Raw genomic sequence first — 4,932 nt, 5'->3', positions numbered from 1 at the left:
TTGATTCTTCAAATATAACCACAGGCCTAACGTTAAAAAGAGCACGGTTACTGCTGCCAATAACCCTACTATTACTAATAAAGCATCCTCAATCATCATTTTTACTCTAACTCCTATTTTTTTAAAATATGTATACTCTAAGTTTCATTGTACCATTGAAATGGCTACTAACCGTAAAGAAAAAAGCCGAACCTAATTTTTTTGTTCAACTTTTTTCCTTTTAAGTGAATCTATTTTACCTGCAGTTCAAGACACAATTATCTATATAGCAATTCAGGTTTGTTTTTTCTGATTTTGTTCTATTGCTTTATACACTCAACATGCCATTCCGCTTTTTTCTTGGTTAGAAAAATAAAGACTTTTATATGTACCTGTACTTTCGTTACATTTCAAATGAAATCCTTTCAAAAAAGCAAAGGTGAATGTTATAAAAAAGCTAAATAAAACCAAAAATACCATCATTTAATTCTGTCCATTCGATAAGGACAATCGAACTATTTGATTTAAACTCATTCTCTACGATTGATACCAATTATTCGATTCAAGGAAAGCTAGATTGCCCTTTTGCCATTTTGCAGCTGCAATCATTTTATTTGCCTTAAACTTCAGCTTTTTTTCTCCTTTAACTTTTATTTCTATTTTATACTGAACCAATCCTTTTTTTGCTTTAAACAGTTCAATATCCTGACGAGGAATACGAGCATATAGGTCTGAGAAATCACCCATCAGTGTTAACCCGACCAAAACAATTTCGTCTGGCGAAAAGACCAGTAAAAAATGACTCATATCCACAAAAGATGCTAGTGCTCCATAAGTAAGAGAAGACAGCAATCCTGGTTCTGTATAGCCGTATACAAAATTTTGCGCTACCTCGATATCTAGCGGTTTCATATACTCTTCGATATTGTTGACTTTCATTGCTTCATTCATGTGTACCATCTCCTTTTTTTTATTTTAGCGAAAATAAAGAAAAAAGGGAAGTCATATCCTCATCCCTATTGGTTAAAAAGATATTTTACCGCTAGCAAAGTAGTGATACGATGGAAAATTTTATTCTCTTCCTCTTTTATGTAAACTGAGCCCTGAAATCAACTTATAAAGATTGCACTATAGAACTGGAATCAGGTAGTATAGGTATATATTATGGATAGGAGAGATATTTTGAAACTTAGAGCGCTGGAAATTAATGACTTGCCTGTTGTGCACGAGTTAAATAATGAACACTCTATTATGTCTTACTGGTTTGAAGAACCCTATGAATCGCTTACTGAGCTGCAATACCTTTTCGATAAGCACTTATTAGATGAATCTGAAAGAAGGTTTATTGTAGAAGATGATAAAACGACTGTAGGCATAGTTGAATTAGTCGAAATCAATTACATCCATCGTAATTGTGAAATTCAAATCATTATCAAACCAGAATTTAGTGGACAAGGTTATGCTAAATTTGCTTTTGAACGGGCAACAAGTTATGCTTTCGATATTTTGAATATGCATAAAGTATATTTATATGTCGATACTGATAACGAAAAAGCAGTTTACATTTACGAATCTCAAGGCTTTAAAAAAGAAGGCTTATTGAGAGAACAGTTCTATACTAAAGGTAAATACAAAAATGCCTACTTAATGGCTTTATTAAAAGAGGAGTACAATGCTTAAAAAAAGACCACCTATTCATTTAGATGGTCAAATTACGGTTGTATGTTGGAAATAGAATGAAAATTGCTGAAATACGTCTTTATCATTTTTTATACTAAGTAGTTTGAAAATATGATTCATTAAAAGAAATCGTTTTTCGAGTCAAATCTACCGTTATATCTACTCCATAAGGCAAAGCACAATGGGGGTAAGCATGGCCAAAATTAACGTTATACAAGATGGGCAGTGTATCATCAGAAACAACTTTTTTGTAAATTTCTTTATACGCTTCATAATACATTTCGTCTTGCGGTTTTCCAATCAAGATACCCTTAATAGCAGAGAAAATACCGGTTTGCTTTAAAGCCCATAGTTCTTTTTGCAATTCCTCCAGCGTAGGCTTTTCTTCACTTGTTTCTAGAAACAAGATTTTCCCTTTCCATTGTTCTATAGACGGAAACAAGTGGTACTTCTGACTTACTTCAACTTCATCTGGATAACGTTCCCCTGCCAGCAAATCATATAAACTTTCTAAACAGCCACCTAACAGCGGACCCGAAAACGAACCTGCTCCTTGCAAAACTTCGTATCCTTTTTCTTCAAGATGTCGAATACGTTCAGTCCCTACAGCAGCTTGAGAGAACTCAGTACGTTCTTCATACCAATATTTACTTGAAATGATTTCATGTTGTTCCTGTCCTTCTAAATAAGAGTGCAGAGTAGATTCTGTATACGGCAATAAGTCATTACCAAGTTCAGCTAAATCATTGATGAAATTTGGCCCATAAAAAGAGACCATTCCCAATTGATAAAACATTAAATGATTGACAGTCGTATCAGAAAAACCCGTAAATAACTTAGGATTTGTTTGTACATTCTGAATGAATTCTTTATCTTCTAGTAAAAACGGCAATAAACGATACGTATCATCGCCTCCAATAGCACAAATTATACCTTTGATAGCAGGATCTTGAAAAGCATCTTTTAAATCTTGAGCCCGCGCTTCAGGGTGCTGCTTTAAATAGTCGAGCCCTTTTAAAGCATTAGGCATAAAGACAGGCTCCAACCCTAATTTCATCAAACGTTGTTTCCCTAGATCAAGTTGGTGAGAACAAAACTCTTCTCCCAATATACCACTTGAAAGACTGACGATTGCTACTTTATCTTCTTTTTTCAAAGCATTTGGTTTCTTCATAATTTTTCTCCTTTTAATAGGGTGCCGCTTATTGTTTATTTTTAAATAATATAAGAGTTAAAGCAGAATAATTCGCTAGCACTTGTTAGATAGCATTTTAACATTTATCTCATTATTAATGATAGCGCTATTTCAAAAAAAGAGATACTATGATCATTCGAATGAGCCGTTATTCTTATCGGAAGAGTTAAAAAACCGTAAAAAAGCAAAAAAATAGGTTTAGACTAACCAGGGACAACTAAATTAATTTTAGTTGTCTTTTCTTATTAACCATACACATCTGACCGTTACTCGTTAGCAAAAAAAGATGTGTTACAATAGTGGAGATTTGTTTGTTTTATTTTGTAAAGGAAAAGTTCCTTTTGCATCTATATTAACTCGATCAAGTAAATAGGAATTTGTACATTGGAGGTCTTTCTTTGAAAATCCATTTTGGAAAAAAATCACTTTTTTTATACGGCTTTATTTTGTTGTGTCTCATTTTGCCTATGTGGGTTATGCAAAACAACTTTCATTTATATAAACAGCCCATAGTTGAAGTAGTAGAAGCAACACTTACAGAACAAAAGGAATTGGCTGATCTGCCTCATACTGAAGACAGCTTATTCCATCAAACGATCATCGGCAAACTAAAGAACGGTGATCGAAAAGGTCAATTGATAGCATTAGAAAATAACTACTCCTCATCAGGGGCAGATGATCATAAGTACCAACTAGGCGATGAATTATTTGTTTCCATCCAATCTAACGAGGGAGAGCAGTTAAGAGGGATTATTGATGGTCCCAAACGGGATAAATATGTTGTTGCAGCAGCCTGGCTCTTTATTATCACTGTGCTGCTTATCGGTAAAAGAAGCGGATTATTTTCAATTATCAGTTTAGTTGTCAATGTCCTAATATTGTCTATTGCATTAAACCATTATACAAATTCAGAACATGCTAGTTTATTACTGATTTGCAGTGGGTTAATTCTTTTTTTTACTGTTACTTCTTTATTACTGGTCAGTGGAAACAACGAAAAAACGTATGCTGCTATTCTAGCAACTTTGGCAGGAACTTTTTCTTCCTTGCTTATTGCCTATATCGTACTGGTCTTAACAGCTGAAAAAGGGCTTAGATATGAGGAAATGGCGTTTATAACAAGATCGCCGCAAAAAGTATTTTTAGCCAGCATTCTAGTGGGTTCTTTAGGAGCTGTAATGGATATCGCGATTACCATCATCTCCTCTCTTTATGAACTATATGATAAAAACAAAGATATCTCGCTAAAAGCCTTAAAAGCATCTGGTATGGAAATAGGCAAAGATATTATGGGCGCAATGACGAACGTATTGTTTTTTGCTTATGTCAGCGGGAGTATTCCGATGATCCTTCTCTATTTAAAAAACGGCTCTGCATTAGGGTACACAGTATCGATGAATTTATCCTTGGAATTGACGAGGGCACTCGTTGGAAGCATTGGAATTGTCTTGGCCATTCCAATAAGTATTTATATTGCAGCTTATTTCATTTATAAAAGGAGAGCAATCAAATGAACGTATTAGTCTGTTTAGCGATCATTTTATTTATCCTAATGAAATTCATTGGCGGAGAGAAGGGAACAAGATCTTTTATTGCGCTTTTCTTAAATTTTGGCGTAACCTTTTTGACTATCTTTTTAATGACTGTACAAACTATTAACCCGATTATCTTAACTCTACTGGCTTGTGTAGTCATTAGTTGTATCAACCTCTTTTATATAAATTCGGTTAGCATCAAATCAGTCACTGCCTTTATTTCTACACTTATCACGCTGCTTTTTTTATTACTGCTTATTTTTATATTCGTTAAGAAATCGATGATCCAAGGATTCGGAATAGAAGAATTAGAAGAACTCACTTCCTTTACCTTATATGTTGGGATAGATTTCGGAAAAATCGCTGTTTGCACGATTATAATGGGAACTATAGGAGCCATCACCGATACTTCTATTTCGGTTTCTTCGGCAATGAATGAAGTATACCATCATCATCCTTTAATAAGCCGCTACGATTTATTTAAATCCGGTATGAACGTCGGCAAAGATATTTTAGGAACAACTACAAACACTTTATATTTTG

5 protein-coding genes are annotated in these 4,932 nt (G+C 34.1%); 3 read left to right on the top strand and 2 right to left on the bottom strand.

Going from position 1 to position 4,932, the window contains the following annotated elements:
• Window positions 1-516: 516 nt before the first annotated feature.
• Window positions 517-930, bottom strand: a complete 414-nt coding sequence (locus tag RT405_RS04055) for a hypothetical protein (protein WP_313467780.1) — start codon at window positions 928-930, stop codon at window positions 517-519.
• Between the two features lie 231 nt (window positions 931-1,161).
• On the opposite strand from RT405_RS04055, the gene RT405_RS04050 reads away from it, so the two are divergent.
• On the top strand, window positions 1,162-1,659 hold the full coding sequence (locus RT405_RS04050) for a GNAT family N-acetyltransferase (protein ID WP_313467778.1): 498 nt from the start codon (window positions 1,162-1,164) through the stop codon (window positions 1,657-1,659).
• Between the two features lie 94 nt (window positions 1,660-1,753).
• Here RT405_RS04050 and RT405_RS04045 read toward each other — a convergent pair whose 3' ends face one another.
• Complete coding sequence (locus RT405_RS04045) at window positions 1,754-2,833, bottom strand: LD-carboxypeptidase (RefSeq protein WP_313467776.1); 1,080 nt, start codon at window positions 2,831-2,833, stop codon at window positions 1,754-1,756.
• A gap of 419 nt (window positions 2,834-3,252) precedes the next feature.
• Between RT405_RS04045 and RT405_RS04040 the strand changes: the two genes are divergently transcribed.
• Both RT405_RS04040 and RT405_RS04035 read left to right on the top strand, forming a co-directional pair.
• Window positions 3,253-4,368, top strand: a complete 1,116-nt coding sequence (locus tag RT405_RS04040) for a YibE/F family protein (protein ID WP_313467775.1) — start codon at window positions 3,253-3,255, stop codon at window positions 4,366-4,368.
• The coding region (locus RT405_RS04035) for a YibE/F family protein (RefSeq protein WP_313467773.1) at window positions 4,365-4,932 on the top strand (568 nt) is incomplete at its 3' end. The genes RT405_RS04040 and RT405_RS04035, both read left to right, overlap by 4 nt.

Source organism: Carnobacterium sp. (assembly GCF_032094055.1).
In the GTDB taxonomy this organism is placed as follows: Bacteria; Bacillota; Bacilli; order Lactobacillales; family Carnobacteriaceae; genus Carnobacterium_A.
Note: the sequence above shows the minus strand (reverse complement) of the source record. Positions and strands in the feature narration are given on the sequence as shown.

Excerpts from the sequence above, each read along its gene's own strand:
- RT405_RS04055 (WP_313467780.1), bottom strand. The coding sequence starts at position 930 with ATGAATGAAGCAATGAAAGTCAACAATATCGAAGAGTATATGAAACCG.
- RT405_RS04045 (WP_313467776.1), bottom strand. The coding sequence starts at position 2,833 with ATGAAGAAACCAAATGCTTTGAAAAAAGAAGATAAAGTAGCAATCGTC.